At 53.2% G+C, this 18,789-nt stretch carries 16 protein-coding genes, 1 tRNA gene and 1 riboswitch; of the genes, 1 reads left to right on the forward strand and 16 read right to left on the reverse strand.

Going from position 1 to position 18,789, the window contains the following annotated elements:
* Window positions 1-104 precede the first annotated feature (104 nt).
* From AC0LWM_RS05720 to AC0LWM_RS05750, 7 genes are all read right to left on the reverse strand, one after another.
* Complete coding sequence (locus tag AC0LWM_RS05720; RefSeq protein WP_474673950.1) at window positions 105-1,283, reverse strand: GNAT family N-acetyltransferase; 1,179 nt, start codon at window positions 1,281-1,283, stop codon at window positions 105-107.
* A 30-nt stretch (window positions 1,284-1,313) separates the two neighbouring features.
* Window positions 1,314-2,642, reverse strand: a complete 1,329-nt coding sequence (locus AC0LWM_RS05725; protein ID WP_474673951.1) for a F390 synthetase-related protein — start codon at window positions 2,640-2,642, stop codon at window positions 1,314-1,316.
* A gap of 301 nt (window positions 2,643-2,943) precedes the next feature.
* Window positions 2,944-3,843, reverse strand: coding sequence for an MBL fold metallo-hydrolase (locus AC0LWM_RS05730; RefSeq protein ID WP_474673952.1), 900 nt, complete (start codon window positions 3,841-3,843; stop codon window positions 2,944-2,946).
* The gene (locus AC0LWM_RS05735; protein ID WP_474673953.1) at window positions 3,836-4,837 is read right to left on the reverse strand and encodes an NAD-dependent epimerase/dehydratase family protein; all 1,002 of its coding nucleotides are present in this window, start codon (window positions 4,835-4,837) and stop codon (window positions 3,836-3,838) included. Before AC0LWM_RS05735 ends, AC0LWM_RS05730 begins: the two co-directional genes overlap by 8 nt.
* On the reverse strand, window positions 4,834-6,135 hold the full coding sequence (locus AC0LWM_RS05740) for an ATP-grasp domain-containing protein (RefSeq protein ID WP_474673954.1): 1,302 nt from the start codon (window positions 6,133-6,135) through the stop codon (window positions 4,834-4,836). Before AC0LWM_RS05740 ends, AC0LWM_RS05735 begins: the two co-directional genes overlap by 4 nt.
* Window positions 6,125-7,117, reverse strand: a complete 993-nt coding sequence (locus tag AC0LWM_RS05745) for a beta-ketoacyl-ACP synthase III (RefSeq protein WP_474673955.1) — start codon at window positions 7,115-7,117, stop codon at window positions 6,125-6,127. The genes AC0LWM_RS05740 and AC0LWM_RS05745 overlap by 11 nt, the downstream gene beginning before the upstream one ends.
* 310 nt (window positions 7,118-7,427) lie before the next feature.
* Window positions 7,428-7,503, reverse strand: a tRNA-Thr gene (locus tag AC0LWM_RS05750).
* 178 nt (window positions 7,504-7,681) lie between these two features.
* Between AC0LWM_RS05750 and AC0LWM_RS05755 the strand changes: the two genes are divergently transcribed.
* Entirely contained in the window at window positions 7,682-9,439 is a 1,758-nt protein-coding gene (locus AC0LWM_RS05755; RefSeq protein ID WP_474673956.1) for a methyl-accepting chemotaxis protein, read from the forward strand.
* A 119-nt stretch (window positions 9,440-9,558) separates the two neighbouring features.
* Here AC0LWM_RS05755 and AC0LWM_RS05760 read toward each other — a convergent pair whose 3' ends face one another.
* The 9 genes from AC0LWM_RS05760 to AC0LWM_RS05800 all read right to left on the reverse strand — a co-directional run bounded on the left by AC0LWM_RS05760 (window position 9,559) and on the right by AC0LWM_RS05800 (window position 18,549).
* On the reverse strand, window positions 9,559-9,915 hold the full coding sequence (locus AC0LWM_RS05760; protein ID WP_474673957.1) for a hypothetical protein: 357 nt from the start codon (window positions 9,913-9,915) through the stop codon (window positions 9,559-9,561).
* Window positions 9,916-10,038: 123 nt separating this feature from the next.
* Window positions 10,039-10,413: an epimerase gene (locus AC0LWM_RS05765; RefSeq protein WP_474673958.1), complete on the reverse strand. Its 375-nt coding sequence runs from the start codon at window positions 10,411-10,413 to the stop codon at window positions 10,039-10,041.
* 196 nt (window positions 10,414-10,609) lie between these two features.
* Complete coding sequence (locus tag AC0LWM_RS05770) at window positions 10,610-10,930, reverse strand: hypothetical protein (RefSeq protein WP_474673959.1); 321 nt, start codon at window positions 10,928-10,930, stop codon at window positions 10,610-10,612.
* A 165-nt stretch (window positions 10,931-11,095) separates the two neighbouring features.
* Entirely contained in the window at window positions 11,096-13,150 is a 2,055-nt protein-coding gene (locus AC0LWM_RS05775; RefSeq protein WP_474673960.1) for a stalk domain-containing protein, read from the reverse strand.
* 15 nt (window positions 13,151-13,165) lie between these two features.
* Entirely contained in the window at window positions 13,166-14,362 is a 1,197-nt protein-coding gene (locus tag AC0LWM_RS05780) for a stalk domain-containing protein (protein ID WP_474673961.1), read from the reverse strand.
* A 57-nt stretch (window positions 14,363-14,419) separates the two neighbouring features.
* A riboswitch (cyclic di-GMP riboswitch) is annotated at window positions 14,420-14,511 on the reverse strand.
* Between the two features lie 233 nt (window positions 14,512-14,744).
* Window positions 14,745-15,785, reverse strand: a complete 1,041-nt coding sequence (locus AC0LWM_RS05785; RefSeq protein WP_474674208.1) for an ABC transporter substrate-binding protein — start codon at window positions 15,783-15,785, stop codon at window positions 14,745-14,747.
* Window positions 15,786-15,878: 93 nt separating this feature from the next.
* A complete protein-coding gene (locus AC0LWM_RS05790; protein WP_474673962.1) occupies window positions 15,879-16,730 on the reverse strand; it encodes an ABC transporter permease in 852 nt (283 codons plus the stop codon).
* Window positions 16,727-17,575: an ABC transporter permease gene (locus tag AC0LWM_RS05795; protein WP_474673963.1), complete on the reverse strand. Its 849-nt coding sequence runs from the start codon at window positions 17,573-17,575 to the stop codon at window positions 16,727-16,729. The genes AC0LWM_RS05790 and AC0LWM_RS05795 overlap by 4 nt, the downstream gene beginning before the upstream one ends.
* The gene (locus tag AC0LWM_RS05800; protein WP_474673964.1) at window positions 17,572-18,549 is read right to left on the reverse strand and encodes an ABC transporter ATP-binding protein; all 978 of its coding nucleotides are present in this window, start codon (window positions 18,547-18,549) and stop codon (window positions 17,572-17,574) included. The genes AC0LWM_RS05795 and AC0LWM_RS05800 overlap by 4 nt, the downstream gene beginning before the upstream one ends.
* Between the last annotated feature and the right edge of the window lie 240 nt (window positions 18,550-18,789).

An 18,789-nucleotide genomic window follows, 5' to 3' on the forward strand; every position in this document is an offset into this window, starting at 1 on the left:
AGCGGCAGCGGCAGCGGCAGCGGCAGCGGCAGCGATAGCGGCAGCGGCAGCGGCAGCGATAGCGGCAGCTACAACCACAGCAATGGCTAAAGCTAAAGCTACTACTACAACTTCCACTTGTGCATCAACGGAACGCCTACCCGATTAATCAATACCGAAAGGATCGACCAGCACATGCGGCGGTACTTCGGCAAATGGCGGTCGTACACGGCATTGTACTCCAAATGGCCGATCGCTCCGCGGTTTCGCTTGAATTGCGCCGCGCCGGAGCTTTCGTTTAATAGCAGACCCCGCCGCTCCGCCTCTTGTATCAGAACGGCCGATAGCATCCGGTACAAGCCAAGCTCGGCAGGCAGCGACGTATCATAGCCGAATACGGGCGTCGTCATCACGCCGTTACGCGCATAGTAGCCCAAAACCGCGTCGATTCGGCCTTCCTTGCGAAGCGCGATAAATTCGAGCGTGCCCGTCCGCCATGCCTCGGTCAGAAACCGTTCGCTGAACTGCGGATTGTACGTTGAATATTTGTCCAAATACAACCGATCGTACAGCTCCTTGATCCGCGGCATATCCTGCTCGGTCAACCGGCTCCCGACACAAACCTCGTACCCGTTCCGCTCGAGCAGCCCGGCATCCCGCTTCATCAACCAGCGGCTTTTGGCGTTTTGCCCTTCCCGCCGTTCCGTTTCGTACACATAAATTTGCCGGCTCCCTACGAGCTTGCAGCCTTCGCCGCGCAGCGCCTCATAAAGCGCCGGATTCGTCCGGGTATTGACGGAGCGGAATACAATCGCATGCCGCGGAAAAGCGTCAACCATAAAGGCCAGCGCCCGTTTCAACTGCTCCCCGTTCAGGTCGGGATACAGGTTCGTGGACAGCAGCCAGTTGTTCACATGCACGACGCGATTGAATTTCGTTGCCCTGCACAGCAATCCAAGTCCGCGCAGCAGCACTTTGAGCGCTTGCTCAAGCCACGGCTTCCGCAGCATGGCCAACTCCTGGATCGCATAAGCAATGTAATGCGTATACGGAGAGCAGACATAGGAGTTGCCGTATTCAGTTTCATTCACCGTTATGGGCAGAACCAAATCATCGATGCGGAGCACCATCAGGCGGGTTTCCGTATTGGCGATGAATCGCGCCGCCCCTTCTCGAAGCAGCGGCAGCAAGTAGTTCCGGGCGTATCGCCCGTCTTCCGTATCCGGCCATGTCACGAGGTCCGCTTCGGATGCATCGTATAATTGTATGCCGATTGCGGCGGCATGCATGTCTTTCGTTTTCATGATCGAGCGTCCCGACCTTCCAGTCCTTGATTAAGGTGTAAAACGGCGTTCGACCCGCCGCAGCTTTTTGTCGCTCGGCAAGCGGTCGTACCCGGTAAAATGCAGCGTTGGCACAACGCACCGAAGCTCGCCGCATAAGGCCGCAATCGCCCGCTCCACCTCGCGCTTGCACATTTCCTCCGTCTCGCTGTCTATGCCACTGCGCAGACGCAGCGCTACTTGAACGGTATCCGGTGCGAATTGGATCGCCGTATACGCGTCGATCAGCGGCGAAGCGGTTATTATCGCCCGACGGATAAAATCGGGAAACACGGTGCGCAGCCCTCCGTCATGCAGAGAACGCCAATAGAATAGATCGTCGCAGCGCCCCTCGATCGATTCCAGCGCGGTCAATACGGACCCGCAGGAACAAGGTTGTTGCCGCTCGGTCAAAATATCGTTCAACCGATACCGCAGCATCGGCTGCGCGGTGCGCGAAAAGTCGGTAATGACCGGCACGAACTTGCGCCTTGTTTCATCCAAATATTCTTTTTCGAAATAAACGAGATCCTCGTTCAAATGCAGTGTCCCTTCCGGGCACGTGTAACCGAGGAATCCTTCGGTGCATTGATAAATTTGATGCACCCTTTGCCCGAAGGATTCGCATATTACCCGCTCGTCCAGCGGATCTAGCGCCTCCGCTACCGACACGATTTTGCGAGGATGAATCTTCAAATCACCCTCCCGGATCGATTCCGCCAAAAAACGAAGCATCGAAGGCGGCGCAACCACAAGCGTGGGCTGGTATTCGTTCAGCCTTTTCAAATGCGATTCCAGCGGGTCCAACAGATCGAAAAACCGGAATTGCAGCCTTTTACGCTGCACGCTGTCGTACAAGTTGCTGTTCGCCCGCAGGAAAAAAGCGATCCGCTGCCGCTCCCACAGCTCGCCCGGCAGAACCTTCGCCAGCACGGTACCCGTCCATGCATGCCGTTCTTCGGCGCTGACGAGAAAAATGCCTCGGTTGCCCGACGTTCCCGAGGAAAGGCCAACCGTCACCCCGCCGATCATCGGCGAAAAATCACGGCTTCGCTCGGCAGCTAAGGCCACCTCAAACGCTTGCGCCTTGCCGACGCCCACCGTATTCAGCGCATCGAAGTTGTCCATCATGACGGTCTTGTCCATGATCGGCAGCTCGCGCCAGCGGTCTGCCGTAAGCGTGCCCGCCAGCCGGTGGTAATAAGGCGATGCCTTGAGCATGCGGCTGACATGATTTTGTACCTGCCGCTCCTGCCACTGCAGCAGCGCCTCCTTGCTGCTCCATCGCCTGCCGAACCGCGTTAAGCCGTAATGGCGCAGCGTGGTCCACGTTCCGCTCATGATCTCCCCCCTCCCAAAAGAATCTTACCTCCCGAGAGTCTCAGGTCCATGCAGTCCTCAATGGGTCCTTCCCGTACCTCTTCAGCCTAATTCCACGCCACGCACTGTTCCAAACAGGCTCTTCTATGCGTTGTGTGCGCTCTATGCGCTCTGTGCCTATATAACGTTGTGCGATGTATGCGTTTTGCGTTGTGGTTGTGTGCGCTGTGTGCGCCGTGTGCTCTGTGTGCGCTGTTTGCGTTGTGTGGCGTTGCATGAATACTGTCGGCCACTTTTACCAGTGCTAACGTTTTGCCGGCCGCTACCGTTTCACCCACTTCTCCCATACCTCGCTGCAATGCGTAGGAAGGATATGCAGCTTGGGGCGAAGGCGCTGCAAGCGATGGAGCTTATCAAGATTGGCGACGTATTGCCTCCAGCCGCTCTTGATAAGACCGGCAAGGCGATGCGGCCGCCTGCCCTCCCGAATCGCTTGGCTGGACCAAGCCGCATCGGAGCAGAGCAGGAACTCTTCCTTGCCGTCGGACAGCCAGATGCCGATTTGTCCTGCCGCGTGTCCGGGCAGAGGTATCGCGATGATGCTGCCATCTCCAAACAGGTCGAAGCCGTACTCAAAAGGCGTCAATCGATCGGATAGATCCACCCGGCGGGCGGTTTCGTCAATAATCGTCGATTGACTTTCATGATCGTCCGGCATCAAACCGGGCAAAAAACCACGCAACAGGGCTGCAAATCCCGTTTTTCCCTGAACCGATCGGATCGCCTCGCGCGTGTAATATAGCCGGGCTTGCGGGAAGTCCCGAAGCCCGCCGATATGATCGGCATGAAAATGCGAAACGATGATATGCCGGATGTCGGCGGGTTGTATGCCTTCCGTTTTCAGCTGATTCAGCGCACTCTCCTCTTCACGGTAAAAAACCGGCGTTGTCCGGCGGTAAAGCGAGTACGGAAACCGGGCCGTCTCAGCATAAAAACGCGAGGAATAGCCGGTATCGAATAAAATCGGCCCCAATCTCGGATGCCGGATCAACGCAAACAACGCCGGAAACCGGATTTTCTTCCGCTCCCCGCCGCGCAGCGTCAGATGTTCGCTGTGCGTGCAATAACCGGCAACAAACAATTTCAGCTTGACGTTGGTTCCGGGCCAGCCCTTCGACGCGTCCTTCTTGGCGTTCATTTCCGCGCCCGTCTCCTTATTCATCTCCGCGTTCACGCTCCTTCCACCATGCTGCGAAGGCTGCAAGCCCCTCATCGATACCGATGCGAGGCTTGTAGCCGAGCAGATCTCGCGCTGCGTCGATATTCAGCGTCTGACTTCGTCCCAGCACATGAACGGCATAACGCGTGATCGGCGGCTCCTGGTTCGGCGTAAACAGACGAGCCGCAGTCTCAAGGCCCCATGCGGCCGCATAGGCGACGCCGTAAGGTACCGGCCTCGCCGGAAACGGCATGCCAAGCTCGGCGAACAGCGTTTCGAGCAGCGTCCGCAGTTCCCTTGGCTCGCCGTTCGTGATGTTGTAAGCTCGCCCCAGCGCCCGATCAGGCGCATTCATGCACAGCAGAAGCGCATCGACGACATTGTCCACGTAGGTGATGTCGGAGATCGCCCTGCCGCCGTCGATAAGCGGAACACGCCCACGGGCGGCCGCGGCGATAATGCGCGGCAGTATGGCGCGATCGCCGGGACCGAATATTGCCCTTGGGCGGATCGTCACGGTCGGTAAGCCCTGTTCGGATACACGTCGCACCTCCTGCTCGGCAAGCAGCTTCGTGGCCGAATAGGCATTCCTCTGTCTGCGCGGCAGCGAAGCTCTTTCATCAACGTTCAGCCTGTCGCCTCGACCGAAATAGATGCTTGGCGTCGAGACGTGAACGAGCCTTTCGACACACTGCTCCAAACATGCTTCGGCAACGTTCCTCGTACCTAACACGTTGCAAGCGTAAAAATCTTCATATCGGCCCCAAGGCGAAGATAACGCGCCGCAATGGATGACCATCTGCTGACCGGAACAAGCTCCTTTCACCTGCTCCGCCGACCTTAAGTCGCCTGGCACAAATCGAATCCCTTGCCGCTCTAGAGTCGCACCGGCCTCTGCATCCCGCCCGAGCACCGTTACGGTGTGCCCCAGTTCGGCAAGGCGAAGCGCAGTCCTGCCGCCAAGAAAACCGGTTCCACCGGTTACAAGTACATTCATTTCTCACCATTCCATTCAATGTCCGCCGTCGTTGCTTCGACGATCGATATCCCGCTTGCTCTGCTGCGCCGCCACAGCTCGAAAAGCATCGCAAATTGCGCGGCAAACGGCTTCGGATCGTTCCAGCGGAAAACCGCGTCGCGTCCTCTGCTCATAAGACGAAGCCATTCCAGCTTCCTCCGCTCCGTCACCGCCGTACGAAGCCCATAAGTTAGCATCGCCGGCTTCAGCATGGATGGGGAGCCGCTTGGTTCGATAATCTCGCTCGATTCTGCACCGGCCACTGGAGCACCGGATTCCGATATAAACGCCCGATCCAACCGATCCTTCGCCGCGAATAGATGGACCCCGCTCGTCGCCCGGGGATTGCATTCCAGCGGATAGATCTCCCCGTCAGCCGCGATGATGAAATCGAATGCGACCTGTCCGGTATATTGCTCGGCTTCTGAGAAGCGTTTTACCCATGCAAGCAATTCCGGCCTTTGTGCAGCCTCGAAGCTGATGCAAGCCCCAAGACCTGCCGTAAAACGAGCTTCATAAGCAGCATGCGCCAGCACAACTCCGTTCCTTACGATGCTGTACGTACTGAATTGACGCCCTTCAATAAACTGCTGTCCGACCCAGGGATAACGTTCGGAAATTAGGGGCAAGTCGATGAGCGGATGCTCCGAGGAACGCACTCCCTTTTTATCACGATAAAGTCCCCGGGTTGCTGTTGCCCCTGATCCTGTCCCTACCCCTGCCCTTACTTCGGCTTCGGCCGGAACTATGCGAACTCGTTCATCCCCCCGCACGATCCTAACCTTCGCCGCAAAACGCGAATAGACAGGCTTTAGCACAACCGAAGCACCGTTTCGACGATCCAAAAACCGCTGCGCTTCCTCCGCCGATTGCAGAAGCTCGGTATGCGGTACGCAAAACCTATGCCCCTTCATCCGTTCAATAAATTCGAACTTGTTATGCAACACCCGGAGTTTGGCGAAGTCATCCGTAAATACGGTGCAAAACGGCTCCAACACCGGCTTCCCCCGGGCAATATAGTAAATTTCCTCACAGGTCGGAACGAGCAGCTCGATCTGCCATTCCTGGACTACCCGCTTCAACGCTTGTATATAGAACTCCGGATCGGTGCTTGGCTCCGGCAGCCGGACGCTGCCGCTCACGAATCGGGAAGCGCCGCACGGCGACACCGGCAGACTGTCCGCCGCATAAACCCGATATCCTGCTGAAGCAAACAATCGCGCCAGCTCTAACGCCACGGGAGCCCGCGCTCCGGTGACCAGGATGTTAATAGTCAAGGACCATCCCTCCGAGAGATAATCCTGCGGAGGTGCCGAGCAGCAGCAGCCGATCTCCCCGCTTCACCTTTCCTTGCTTGATCGCTTCGTGCAGCCCCATCGGGATCGAAGCGGCAATCGTGTTGCCATGATCGGGGGTAATGTACATCAGTTGCTCTTCGGAGATAGCGAGCTTCTTGCGGAGCAACTTCATCGCCATGGCGCTTCCTTGATGCGGCACCACGATCCGCATATCGCCCATCTTCGCCCCGATCGGCTCAAGCAGTGCCGAGACGAAAGCAGGGAGCAGCTTCGACGCCATCCTGAAAATCGCCCCACCGTCCATATCGAACAAATACTCAGCGGCAGTGCCGCTCTGGTACTCGCTTGCGTGGAACCGGCTTCCGCCGCCACGTATTTCCGACAGATGCGCTCCCCTACTGTACGTCTCCATCCGTGACGACACAATGCGCGAGCCATCGTCTGAGCGTTCGATAATGACGGCCGCCGCACCGTCGCCGAACAGCGCCGCGCTTTCCTTCTGCGACCAATTGAGCCCTTTGGATGCGATTTCCGTCGAAACCAGCAGCACCCGCGGGTAACGGCCGGCATGAACCATATATGACATAACGTCCAGTCCAGCCAAGAAACTGAGACAGGTTGAATTGATATCAAAAGCCGGCGTGCCGGAATCCTGCTCGCCCATGGCCTCCTGAATTAGCGCCGCCGTGCACGGTATCGGCTGAACCATCGTCCCGCTCGTACAAACGAGGCAATCGATATCCGCAAAGCCGAGCCCTGCATCCGTTAGCGCCGATCTCGCCGCGGCGGCCCCCATCTCGGCGGCAGTTTCTGTTTCGGCAAAGTAGCGGACTCGCACATCCGACTTGCGTAGCGACCAGCCGGGCGCCACGCCCAGCAGCGCATCCGCTTCCTCGGAAGTGACCCGACGCTGCGGCAAATATTTGCCCGTACCGATGATTTTAACGTTTCGTAATTGCATTTAGATCCACCTCATTATCGCGACAAACCTGCAAATCTATATACAAATGATTCGTCAGATAACGACAAAGTTCCTTTAATTTCGCAGCATCCTGCCAAAAAACGCGAAATCCATCGCCCGGAAATCGAGTTCATCGAACTTATTACGTGATGTCCAGATACCGGAGACGGCCGGACATTCTAATCAAAATGCGCATAGATTTATCCACATCGGCACATCCGGCTTTTTTTCAACTCTAAAAAATCTTCCTGCGAAATCAAAAAAGCGCGGTCCCTTATCCGGGAAACCGCGCCGTTATTATTGTAAGAAATGGTGCTGATGAAGGGATTCGAACCCCCGACCTACGCATTACGAATGCGTTGCTCTACCAGCTGAGCTACATCAGCGTTTTTTTGTGACAACAGAATTTATTATACTGCTTTTTCGAAAAAAAGCAACCGTTTTTTATCGGGACTTTTTTCCTATATATTAATGTTTTTTGAGTGAAAAACCGATATATATATGTAATTTCATGTCGTTTCGTGTCGATATTCGACGGAGACAACGTAAGAGGGGGAAACGTCTATGAGAATGCCGCTAAGAAATGCAAGCCTGATGTTAAAATCAAGTCTAATCCTTTCTGTCTTACTCATTTTACTATGCTCCGTATTTATGATCCGGTCGTACAATCGGGATCAATCGCTGTATTACCGCGAATTGGAGACGATCGAGTCCATGCTGGATGCGCAGATGGAAGCTATCGCTCCTCGAATTATCGATTCGAAACAGCAATTGTCGGCCAAGAGTATTGAACAGTTTATGGCGGACGACAACAATATCGAATTGCAGAAGCAGCTGGAACATATGGTCAGCTCCGGTATGATTGCCAACAGCTACTTGTTCTTGCCCGATCTGATCAAAAAAGACGGCAAAGATTATCTTAAAATGATCCATGCCAATAAAGCCCTTATCGATACCGGATTAGGTCCCGGCGCAGACTATGAAATGCCTGAAACTTTTATGGAGGCATATGTCAACATACTAAAAGGAGGTTCCGGCATTACCGACGTTTACAGCGATTCGGGAGGAACCTGGGTATCCATTCTGAGCCCCATCCACGACGAAAAACACGATCTGATCGCCGTGTTCGGCATCGATTTTAACTACAGCCGGATTCAGTCCGACTTGAATCAAGCCGTCATCGAGAGCATTTGGGCGGGCTTGATTGTTGGCATTCCGTGCATCTTGATCGTCGTTTTCTTGATCTGGTACGCGTTAAGACCGCTTCGGCAGCTCATGCAGCTGTCCATGAAGGCCGCGCAAGGCGACTTATCCGTTTCGATTCCAGTCCGGAACGGCGATGAAGTGGGCAAACTCTCGGCCAATTTCAATACGATGATCGACAGCATCCGGCAGCTTGTGTCTAACATTAAAAATAGCGCGGACGAAGTATCCAACTCCTCCTTCAACCTAATGGCAAGCTCCGATCAGACGGCCAAAGCGACCCACGTCGTCGCCGAGTCGATCGAAGAAGTCGCGGCAGGATCGGAAAGCCAAATGCAAAGCGCGGAAGAAAGCCGGCGGGCCATGGAGGAAATCGCCATCGGCATACAGCGCATCGCGGAATCTTCGGCAACCGTCTCCGAGCTTGCGGCCGATACGGCCCATCATGCAGAGCAGGGCAGCACGGTCATCCAACGCACGATCGAGCAAATGAACAGCATCTATGCGGCTGTCAATGATTCCGCGGCGGTCATTCGCGACCTGGGCGAACAATCGAAGGAAATCGGCCATATCGTGTCGGTCATCCACGAGATCGCCCGGCAGACCGATTTGCTTGCTCTAAATGCCGCCATTGAAGCAGCACGCGCAGGCGAGCACGGCAAAGGCTTTGCCGTCGTCGCCCAAGAAGTGCGGAAGCTGGCGGAGCGCGCCAAAGCCTCGTCCGACCAGATCGGCGTCCTGTTGCAAGGCATCGGCACCAATGCGCAGCGCGCCGTGGAAGCGATGGAGAATGGAGCGCACGAGGTCGAAGCCGGAACGGAAGTGGCGAACCTGGCCGGGCAAACGTTCAGCGCCATTGTCGGGTCGATTCGCACCGTAACGGATCAGGTGCAGGAAGTATCCGCCGCATCGGAGCAAATGTCGGCCGGAACGGAGCAAGTGACCGCGTCGCTTGAGGAGCTGGCCCGTATCGCCCGCGAAGCGTCGGGCAATTCGCAGAACGTCGCGGCCTCCTCCGAGGAGCAGCTCGCTTCGATGGAGGAAATCGCCCGCGCCGCCGCGCAGCTGAGGGATACGTCCAAGCTGTTGCAGGCGGAGATCAATAAGTTTACGTGGTAAAAAGCAAATCCCCGGACACTTGGCCTTGTGGCCTCGGATCCGGGGATTTATTTTTGCTAGCTAATTCTGTATCACGACCAGAAAACAACAATACGCCGTCAGTATATAAATTTTTGCACCTATTCAGGGGGCAATATCCATTTTTCCCCGTAGCCTCCTTCGAGTGCTGTTGGATTTTTAGCATGGATATTATTCACAACATTAATACCTCTATACCAAGCCACGAATTCAGTATCTTTCTTCTTATATGTTATTTTATAAATAACATTACTTTTATTAAAGTCTTCTGCGAAAGGACTATTTTCAGGCGTAACTTTATCGATTTTCAGTACATCTCCACCATTATTGGAAATAACCCTTCTTATTTCGTCTTCATGTTTTATTTCTAATTTGTCTTGGCCCAGCAGCAGTATTATTAATACTAGTCCTAATAGAAATACAATTATGCTAGAAATCCATATACCTTTAATAGACACCTTACTACCACTCTTTATCATCAGATATATTTTTCCGTTTCACATAGCTAGGGTTACCATAATAAGCAGGGTAAACGTGGTGAGGGGCTGGCCGACCAGGTCTTTTAACCGTTCCTCAATTTTTTATGATCGAGGTTCCCTGCCGCTAAATCTGCATATCCAGCCATCTTCGCTGTATAACTCGCCGGGCAAACCATCGCTAATATTCCTTGGTTCAAGCGGTGGGCCTTGATCAAGATCGATGGATACCTTTATCGACTCATCCTGTTCAATCGTCCATAACAAATAATGCAGCGCTGTATCGACTACCTGAGGTAGCAAATTCTGCAGCAGTTCGATCTGCTCCTTATTGAAATTATTGATTATATTTTGGTGAATCTTTTGGCTTTCCTGGCCATTCATTTTTCCCATCAATATTTTATCCCAATGCTCGATAGTTTCATCTCTGACGTTTTTTATCAATAATCGGCCAAAATGGTCTAAATGTTCATTATTCATCTACTCACTCCTTCTGTAAGTGGTTGAGTTCATGCTGTTATAGTGGGCCGTCGCTTATCCATTTGGCGTAGCAGCAAAACTCGCAAATTATTAAGGACGCAGCAATTCGTTTTCGTGTTCTTTCAGATTGATCTATCAATAAGACCATAAGCTAAAAGGCGCTTATGGTCTCAAAAGAAAAGGCATTCAAATCATTTCATTCAAAAATCCATTCCTCAGGAAAATAACCTCTCCCTTGGCTATGGATGTCATTAACCACCTTCGTCCCTCTATACCATGCTACATACATCTTTCCCCCTTTCTTATACAGTATTTTGTATATGATGTTGCCTGAAGTGCTTTCAGTAAAAGGATTCAAACTTCGATCCACTTTAAATATTTCTTGGACTTCTCCACCACGTTGTGAAATAATTTTTCTTATTTCTTCTTCGTGCTGTTGTTTTAAGCTTGATTGGGCAAATAAACCGAATATCAAAGAACCAAGTAATATCAGTATGATTGAAGAAACAAAGATCATTTTCCCCTACTCATCATTCAATAACCTCACTTGCGATTCAATTGGCTCAGGAAGAAGTGCTGGGCTGACATCGTTCGTGCAGTGGAACTCCAGTGCGCAAAAAAAATGAACCCGCAACAACCTGACCGCTACTGGTGTGCGGGTCTATAATTCAATGTATCCTGTTCACTTGTCCAGCGGCTTCAAGCTCCAATAGTTGAACCGCCCCTCAGCGATCAACTTGCCGTCTTCATCATATAGCTTACCTGTCGCGATTTCGGCTGTATGGTCGAAGCGGCCGACAAATTTGCCGTACCTTGAGGCATAACCCGTCCCCTCCCCGTGCAAATAACCGTTCACGAACGTCCCCTCTCGCTTCAATTCGCCGTATCTATCAAACAGCTTGCCTATTCCGTGCCGCGCGTTGTTCAAGTATCCGCCATCGTAGATCACTACATCTTCGGCATATTCTTTGCCGTAGCCGTTTTTCATGTTGTCCTTCCAATCGCCTTCGTACAGCAACGTTCCCCGGTTCCAATCGTAGCTTTTGCCGTAGCCGCTCTTGACGCCATCCTTAAATTCGCCTTCATACCACAAAATGCCCTTTTCGTTGTAGTACTTCCCTTTTCCGTTAGGCAGCCCGTTTTTAAAATATCCGGTAATTTTCCGGCCGTTCGGATAATATAGGGTTCCGTAGCCGGTCATTTGATCGTCGGCAAACTCGCCTATATACCAAACGTCGCCGTCGGCGCGATACAATTTGCCGCTGCCGTGCATTTTGCCATTCCAAATCAGCCCTTCATAGAGCAGCGTACCATCCGCGTAATAAAGCTTGCCGGCGGTTCCCATGTCCTTTACCGTAACGGCCGCGTTCAGGCTATCCCACGCAACGGCTTTATTCGTCAACTGCTCCAGGAAACCGAACGGGGCATACCAAACCCCGCCTTTGTACGAAACCGGCGCGGCCAAAGCCACAACATTGCCGTTCAGCTCCGCCTTGCGGGAGCCGATGGCGACTTTGACCGTTTGCCGGTCGTTTGATGCGGATAAGCGGTTATTGTTTTCATCGACGTCGACCTTCAAGCCCAGCTCTTCCAGCACGGACTTTAACGGAACCATTACGTTTCCGTTCAGTACGATCGGCTTCTCACTCAACGCAAGCTCGGCGCCGTCCATGATCACCTTAATCGGTTTGCCGGGTGAAGCCAGCTTGGGAGCAGGCACGGGCATTGCAGGGTCTGCGGGACGAGCCGATGCTGCCATATCGATCCCCGTTACGACCCTAAAACCAAGCACGCGTCCCTCCCCTTCAAGAGCAAGCCGGTTGCCGGTTAATCCCAGCACCTTCCATGCATCTTTGCCGCGCAAATATTCGAAAGTATTCATGCCTTTCAAGTCCAACCCCGTTACCACAGCTTCGCCGTTCAGCTGCTCTATCCAAATCCCCATATGCTCATTCAACAACAGCGCCGGATAATTGACAAGATTTTTCTCGGGCAAAGTCAAGTCTTGCGGCGAAGCTTTTGGATCAAGCGTATTCAGAATGACGTATTTTTCATTATGATCCATATCGCTCTGTCTCCACAGCACGTATTTGCCATTAAAAGCAAAATCGACGACGTATATATGATATGGCAGCTCCAGCAGATTGCGTGTTTCCCCGGTTGCGATATTAAATTCGTTTAATCCGCCATTTACCCGTTTATATACAATTTTTCCGCCGTGAACAACCGGATTCTTGCCATTGCCGAGAGCCATTTCCTGCGGCTGCCGAAGGTCACTGTAGTACATGTTATACCTTGAACCCATCCAGACGACATAGGGCCCATCAACCGATACCGAACCGTTGTTCACGCCTTCTTCCCTGTTCAACTTGGCCTCGGCTCCGGTATTGAGATTGTGGCTGTAGAGCGACCATGCTCCCCCTGGGGACATCTCATACCAAAGCACGTACACATGCCCCGACGCCAGTTCGGTGACGGTCGGCGTACTTTTCCGCAGCGTAGTTTTGCTGACTTGCGTTACTTTTCCGGTCGATACATTTTTGTAAAAGATTTTGTTGTTGATCGTCCATACGAGATGGTTGCCCGATATGTAATTGGCGCCGCCGATTAGCGTTGTTGCCGACTTCTGATCGGAGAAGGCGTATTTACCTTCCGCCAAGGCTGCGCCGGGAACCAAACAACATGCTATTAGTGCAACGACCAGCAGGATGCGTAGTTTTTGGGTATGTGTTCTCATGATGGTCACCTCGTTTTATAGCGGTTGAAACGTTCGGTAATGTAGCTTGCCCTCGCGTATCAACGCTCCATTTTTATCGTAAAGCTTGCCGGTTGCCGTGCTTTGGGCGTTGATGATCTCCCCTTCGAACCGGTCACCGTTCTCCAAATAGACTTTCCCGCTGAATCGGCCTGGCGCAAAAATACCTTCCTGGTGCAGGTCACCGTTCGAATAATAGGACTTACCTTTGCCGTTGCGGTTGGTTTCCTTGTACTCCCCTTCGTATTCCAAGGCGCCGTTCAAGTAATAAAACTTGCCGTAGCCTTCGAATTCGTCGTCCTTGAAATCGCCATCGTACGCTACGACTCCGCCGGTGCCGGTATGATACAGCTTTCCTTTGCCGTCGAACCGATTGTGGACCCACTGGCCCTCATAATACAGCTCCCCGGTTCGCCAGTCGTAATATTTGCCGTAGCCGTGTTTCTGCCCTTCGACAAAATCTCCCTCATACCAAACGATGCCGGTGTAAAGGATGTATTTGCCTTTCCCGTTCGGAGCACCATGCTTCAGCATGCCAACGACCTTGCTTCCGTCCGGGTAAACAATCGTTCCTTCGCCCTCCACGCTGTCTTGCACAAATTGCGCATCGTACCAGATTTCGCCGCTTTCACGGTACAGCTTCCCTCGCCCATGCATATGGCCTTTGTTCAACTGCCCCTCATAGAGCAACTCACCGGTCGGATAAAATAACTTGCCGTAACCGCCTGCCTCCGTAAGGCTAATGATGTTTGACTGTTTGTCCCAAACCAGAGATTTATTCGGAATTTGTTCGAGCAATGACACCGGGATATAGATCACATTGCGCTCCATTTCAGTCGCTGCCGGGAGCTGTACCGTTTTCCCGTTGATGGCGGCCTTTGCTTCACCGAGCTTGAATTGCACCGTTATTCCGTTTGCCGTTGCTTTTACTGTTTTCGTCTTCAGATCTGCAGCAGTCTTTAAACCTAATTTTTCAAAAATCTGACTCATCGGCAGCATCAGCTGCTTGTTGCGCTCATACGGCTTGTCCCGAAATCCGATGACTGCCCCGTTCACGATCGCGCTAACCGCGACGCTTTGCTGTAAGACGCTCGAATCAGCCTTTGCTATTCCGGCATCCGGCACGGCCCCCCCGCTCGTTAACAGAGCCGCAGCGATCGTCGCAACCATCGTTTTTTTCATTCGTCGTGTCATTGTTGCTCTTCCCCTTTTTGTAGGCACTGTTTTTTGGACACAAAAAAACCAAGCTCCTGGAGCGGCCCGGCTGCCGTGGCGAACGTGATTTCGCGGTAGGCCCGTGGCTTTGCGTCCCCGACTTTCGTACGGGTTTGCCTTTTGTGCATTCACTTGGTTTAGTTCCGTAGTTGGATTTTGTCACCAATTGTAACGTTATTGAGTTCTTCGACTTCCGCTATTTTCCTGCATATTTTGACAAAATCTAATAAGATCATACAAAAGTCTTAGGTCTTGTTTGTCGATCTCTGGCAAACAACAAAGCAAAAAAAAACCGCAACGCCAGCCACTTAACGCCGCCAGGTTGCAGGTTTATTCACATCGCTTCTATTAAGCCACTTGCTTACTTCCCGCCGCTCTTGAGCTCCGTCCAGACGCGGTCGTACGTTTGCAGCGCCGGGCCGACGTCGAGCAGCCATTCCGTGCGCTTCATCTCGTCATCGCTCAGGTAGATCGTTTTGTTCGCTTGATATTCCGCGCTGTGCAGCGACTTTGCCTTTTCGTTCGGGTCGGCGTAGCCGATCGATTCGTAGTTTTTGGCGCTAACTTCGGGATCGAACATGTAATTGATGAATTTCTCTGCGAGCTCCTTATGCTTAGCGCCCTTCGGGATTGCATAGTTGTCGGCCCAGATCGTGCCGCCTTCCTTCGGAACGACGTAGGCAATGTCCGGGTTTTCCGCCTGGATGAACGCCGCGTCGCCGGACCAGACGGAGCCGATCCAGCCGTCCTCGGCAATCATCTTCTGCTTGATGTTGTCCGTATCGAACGCCAGCACGTTCGGCACCAGCTTCTTCAGATCGTCCGCCGCGGAGCGGATTTGCTTCTCGTCCGTCGTGCTGTTGGAGATGCCTTGCTTCTTCAGGCCGATGCCGAGCACTTCGCGGTTATCGTCGAGCAGCAGCACTTTGCCCGCATACTTCGGATTCCACAGGTCGTTCCAGCTTTCGATGTTTTCTTTCACGTATTTCTTGTTGTACGCGATGCCGGTTACGCCCCAAGTGTAGACCAGAGAATATTGGTTGCCCGGGTCGTACGGCAAGTTTTTGAATTGATCGGAAATATTCGCCCAGTTCGGGATGTTGTCCTTGTTGAGCGGCTCCAGCAGCCCTTGCTTGATCATCGTGCCGACCATATAATCGGAAGGCTGGATGACGTCGTAATCGGCGCCGCCGGCTTGGATTTTGGCAAGCAGCTCCTCGTTGTTCGCGAAAATCGCATAGTTCACTTTGACGTTGTACTTGTCCTCAAAATCTTTCAGCACCTGCGCATCAAAATTATCCGCCCAGCTGTACAGGTTAAGCGTCTCCTTCTGCGAACAGCCGGCCAGGCCAACCGCGGCAAGCATAACTCCCACCATTGCTCCCGCGGCCCATAATTTCATTCGTTTCACTTTCCGTATCCTCCTCCAAAATTGTCCGTATTGAATCCATATTGAATAGCGTCTATATAAGTTAATTCATTTTCGCCTATACCGTTACAACGGCAAGCCCGGCTTTTTCTTGCCCGTTCCCTGATTGCGAAGCCGCTCCGCCAAAATAATCAGGATGATCGTGACGACGACCATAATGGTCGATAATGCATTGATTTCCGGGGAAATCCCCCGCTTCGCCATCCCATAAATATAAATCGGTAGCGTCGTGGAATTCGATCCGGCGACGAAAAAGCTGATCATAAAATCGTCGATCGACAGCGTAAACGCCATGATCGCCCCTGCAATAACGCCCGGCATGATGGCCGGCAAGGTGACGTGGCGGAACGTTTGCCAAGGGGTCGCACCCAAATCCTGCGACGCTTCCTCCAGCTGCATGCCGGCGCCGTCCATTCGCGCCAGGACGATAACGTAAACGTACGATACGCTGAACGTGATGTGGGCGATAATAACGGTTAATTTTCCGAGTTCAAAATGAAACTGGCTGAACAGCACGAGCAGCGATAAGCCCATGATGATGTCCGGGACTAGAATCGGCAAATACAGCAGCCCGTTCAAGTTTTTCTTCCAGCGGCCGCTTGCCCGGCGCAGCCCGATTGCCGCCATCGTGCCGAGAATCGTCGATACGACCGTTGAGGTCACCGCCACGATCAGGCTGTTCGTCAGCGCTTCCACCACTTGCCGGTTGTCGAACAGCGAAACGTACCATTTCCAGGTAAAGCCTTGCCATACGGCGTTAATTCGCGAATCGTTGAACGAAAAAATAACGATCAGCAGCACCGGCACATAGATGAAGATAAGCATCAGCACCGAATGCGCGGCTAATATCGGGCTTCGGCGGCGACTCGCGCCATGGCTCGCATCGACGGCCTGACTTCCGTCCTTGATCTCGCTCATGCTCTTCCCCCCCGCTCATACTTCGTCTGAAAGACACGGTAGAATAAGCCGACGAGCACGATCGTACTGATCATGAACACGACCGACAACGCGGCGCCGAACGGCCAATCGCGCGCGGACATGAACTGATTCTGAATAATATTGCTAAGGATCGGCGACTTCGCGCCTCCCAATATATCGGTAACGACGTACATCCCCATCGTGGTGACGAAAACAAGCACCGAACCGGTCATGACGCCCGACTTGGTCTGCGGCAGCGAAATGCGCCAGAACGCCCTGCGCGGCGTTGCGCCAAGGTCGTAGGCGGCGTCGATCAGCTTGCGGTCCATTCGCTCAAGCGCCACGTAAATCGGCAGAACCATAAACGGAATGAACGTGTACACCATCCCGAGCAGGACGGCTCCTTTCGTATATAGCAACTGCAGTGGTTCATCGATCCAGCCGAACTCGATCAGCAGCGAATTGACGACGCCCTGCGTGCGGAGCAGCAATACCCAAGCATACGTCCGAATAAGAAAATTGACCCAGAACGGCACCGTGATGAGGATCAGCCAATATTTCTGCTTCGCTGCCGGCAAATTCGCTACATAATAAGCGAGCGGGTAGCTCAGCAGCAAGCAAATGACGGTCGTTAACGCGGCAAGCGTGAGCGTCTCTCCATATATGCCTATATATAACGAGTCGAAGAAACGAGAATAATTGCCCCATTGAAATTGAAAAACGATTTTGCCGTATTCGTCCCGGCTCAGAAATGAAACGACGACAACGGCGATCATCGGCAAAATCATAAACAAGCTCATCCATAAGACGACAGGCGCTACAAGCGATTTGGCGCTTCTGTTCATCGGCTGAAGCTCACTTCGTCGCCCGGCTGCCAGCAGAGTCCTACCGGCTGGCCGATTTTACGCTGCCGCTCCGCTCCGGGTTCCATGTGAACGGCGACCGGCGTTTGCTCTTGCTCCAGCACGACGATGGCTTTGGTCATGCTGCCCAAATAGACGATGTCCTTGATCGTGCCCTTTTTCCTCGCCGTTCCATCCGTGTCGTCGACCAAAGCCATTTTCTCCGGCCGCACGGCGAACGTCTCTTCCTGATTGCGCACGAAAATATTATTTTCGCCGACGAACGTCGCGGCGAACAAGCTTTGCGGCGCATCGTAGATTTCCCGCGGCGTGCCGACCTGCTCGACGCGGCCGCGGTTCATGATGACGATGCGATCCGACATCATCATCGCTTCCTCCTGATCGTGCGTCACGTACAGGAACGTGATGCCGAGGCTGCGCTGCAGCTGCTTCAGCTCGCTCTGCAGGCTCTTGCGCAGCTGCAGATCGAGCGCGCCGAGCGGCTCGTCGAGCAGCAGCACCTTCGGCTTGTTCACGATCGCCCGCGCGATCGCCACCCGCTGCTGCTGGCCACCCGACATTTGGTGCGGATAACGCGCCGTCAGGCCGTCCAGCTGAGTCAGCTTGACGGCCTCGTCGATCCGCTTCTTCTGCTCCGCCGGCGGTACCTTCTTCATCTTCAGGCCGAAGGCGATGTTCTCCTCCACCGTCATGTGCGGGAATAACGCATAATGTTGAAACACGAGGTTGACGTCGCGCCGGTATGGCGGGAGGTGCGTAACCCGTTCTTTGTCCAAAAAAATGTCGCCGGAGGTCGGCTGCTCAAACCCGGCGATCATGCGTAGTATCGTAGTTTTGCCGCATCCGCTCGGTCCGAGCAGCGTTAGAAATTCCCCTTCGCCAATCGTGAGCGATAAGGGGTGGACGACTGGCTGACCGTCGGCAAACGTTTTATTGACATTGTTTAATTCAATCATAGTACTCAACCCCTCGCTGTTACGAAAAAAGAAGCCATCTGTCAAGCCCTGGCCCCTTACACATCAAAACTTCAAAACATCTTCAATATACCTCGTTTTTCCGCTGAATTCAAGCGTTTTCGACGAATTTTGCCGATGGCGAAACGCTCCTTTCCCTAGCAGGAAACGGCTCATGTCCCCCTACTCTTCTATTCCCTTGCCTTCCCCCTGCTTCACGTACTTTTCTTATCGAAACCGTCT

Source organism: Paenibacillus sp. sgz302148 (assembly GCF_056120465.1).

What these genes read in the sequence shown, in the direction of transcription:
- AC0LWM_RS05720 (WP_474673950.1), bottom strand. Translation starts at nt 1,283, where the DNA reads ATGAAAACGAAAGACATGCATGCCGCCGCAATCGGCATACAATTATAC.
- AC0LWM_RS05725 (WP_474673951.1), bottom strand. Translation starts at nt 2,642, where the DNA reads ATGAGCGGAACGTGGACCACGCTGCGCCATTACGGCTTAACGCGGTTC.
- AC0LWM_RS05730 (WP_474673952.1), bottom strand. Translation starts at nt 3,843, where the DNA reads ATGAATAAGGAGACGGGCGCGGAAATGAACGCCAAGAAGGACGCGTCG.
- AC0LWM_RS05735 (WP_474673953.1), bottom strand. Translation starts at nt 4,837, where the DNA reads ATGAATGTACTTGTAACCGGTGGAACCGGTTTTCTTGGCGGCAGGACT.
- AC0LWM_RS05745 (WP_474673955.1), bottom strand. Translation starts at nt 7,117, where the DNA reads ATGCAATTACGAAACGTTAAAATCATCGGTACGGGCAAATATTTGCCG.
- AC0LWM_RS05755 (WP_474673956.1), top strand. Translation starts at nt 7,682, where the DNA reads ATGAGAATGCCGCTAAGAAATGCAAGCCTGATGTTAAAATCAAGTCTA.
- AC0LWM_RS05765 (WP_474673958.1), bottom strand. Translation starts at nt 10,413, where the DNA reads ATGAATAATGAACATTTAGACCATTTTGGCCGATTATTGATAAAAAAC.
- AC0LWM_RS05770 (WP_474673959.1), bottom strand. Translation starts at nt 10,930, where the DNA reads ATGATCTTTGTTTCTTCAATCATACTGATATTACTTGGTTCTTTGATA.
- AC0LWM_RS05775 (WP_474673960.1), bottom strand. Translation starts at nt 13,150, where the DNA reads ATGAGAACACATACCCAAAAACTACGCATCCTGCTGGTCGTTGCACTA.
- AC0LWM_RS05780 (WP_474673961.1), bottom strand. Translation starts at nt 14,362, where the DNA reads ATGACACGACGAATGAAAAAAACGATGGTTGCGACGATCGCTGCGGCT.
- AC0LWM_RS05785 (WP_474674208.1), bottom strand. Translation starts at nt 15,785, where the DNA reads ATGAAATTATGGGCCGCGGGAGCAATGGTGGGAGTTATGCTTGCCGCG.
- AC0LWM_RS05790 (WP_474673962.1), bottom strand. Translation starts at nt 16,730, where the DNA reads ATGAGCGAGATCAAGGACGGAAGTCAGGCCGTCGATGCGAGCCATGGC.
- AC0LWM_RS05795 (WP_474673963.1), bottom strand. Translation starts at nt 17,575, where the DNA reads ATGAACAGAAGCGCCAAATCGCTTGTAGCGCCTGTCGTCTTATGGATG.
- AC0LWM_RS05800 (WP_474673964.1), bottom strand. Translation starts at nt 18,549, where the DNA reads ATGATTGAATTAAACAATGTCAATAAAACGTTTGCCGACGGTCAGCCA.